Consider the following 418-nt stretch of genomic DNA (forward strand, 5'->3'; position numbering starts at 1 on the left):
ATCTTTTAAATAGGAGGAGATTATGTTAAAGGGTAAATGTGCAGTAATAACTGGAGCCTCTAGAGGAATTGGTAGAAGTATAGCATTAAAATATGCTAAAGAAGGTGCTAACATAGTACTAAATTATAGAAATAGTGAAGAAGAAGCTTTAGAATTAAAAAAAGAGCTAGATAAATTAGGATCTAATACTTTGATTATCAAAGCAGATGTAAGTAAGTTTGAAGAAGCTGAAAAATTGATAAAGGAAGCTAAAAAAGCTTTCGGAAAAATAGATATATTAGTTAATAATGCTGGAATAACTAAAGATACATTAATAATTAGAATGAAAGAAGAAGATTTCGATAAAGTAATAGAAGTTAATTTAAAAGGAGCATTTAACTGCTTAAGAGCAGTATCTCCAATAATGGTAAAACAAAAA

Annotated in this window: 1 protein-coding gene (cut by a window edge); it reads left to right on the plus strand. The window is 27.5% G+C overall.

What is annotated here, in order from left to right; all coding sequences use genetic code 11:
* Positions 1 to 22: 22 nt before the first annotated feature.
* Positions 23 to 418 carry part of the coding region annotated (fabG, locus tag G3997_RS04190; protein WP_296648595.1) for a 3-oxoacyl-[acyl-carrier-protein] reductase on the plus strand (this coding region is incomplete at its 3' end). The annotated region continues 264 nt past the right edge of the window, so 396 of the 660 annotated nt are shown.

Source organism: Romboutsia sp. 13368, from assembly GCF_018336475.1.
In the GTDB taxonomy this organism is placed as follows: Bacteria; Bacillota; Clostridia; order Peptostreptococcales; family Peptostreptococcaceae; genus Romboutsia.